1 pseudogene is annotated in these 403 nt (G+C 51.4%); it reads right to left on the bottom strand.

The window, feature by feature from the left end:
- Window positions 1-403, bottom strand: a pseudogene (locus tag ACTHR7_RS10805) (transposase); the annotation flags it as partial.

The raw sequence follows: 403 nt of genomic DNA, 5'->3' as shown, positions 1-403 counted from the left end.
GGCACACTTAGCCTGTTGGCGGCTTTCAATAGGTTCAAACACATCGCCTTCAGATGGCTTTGTGCACTCACTTTGAGTAGCCCGAAATAGGCTGCCCGCGCATAGCGGAATTTACAGTGCAGCGTACCAAAGCTTTGTTCGACCACATAACGGGTCTTCGACAAATATCGGTTGCGTTTGGTTTGTGCTTCCGACAGCGGATGTTTACGGTGGGCTTTGCGCATAATGCCGTCCTGCAGCCGATGCTCTTTCAGATGTGCCGGTTTTCCTTACTGTTATAGCCTTTGTCGGTATAGACGGTCGTACCTTTGGGCAGCCCTTCCAATAAAGGCGACAGGTGTTTGCACTCATGGGCATTGGCGGGGGTAATGTGCAGTTTCTCGATATAGCCTTCCGCATCGGT

Origin of the sequence: Neisseria sp. P0007.S010 (assembly GCF_051962875.1) — a bacterium.
Taxonomy (GTDB): domain Bacteria; phylum Pseudomonadota; class Gammaproteobacteria; order Burkholderiales; family Neisseriaceae; genus Neisseria; species Neisseria subflava_A.
The sequence above is the reverse complement of the archived record's forward strand: the minus strand, read 5'-3'. Positions and strand labels throughout refer to the sequence as shown.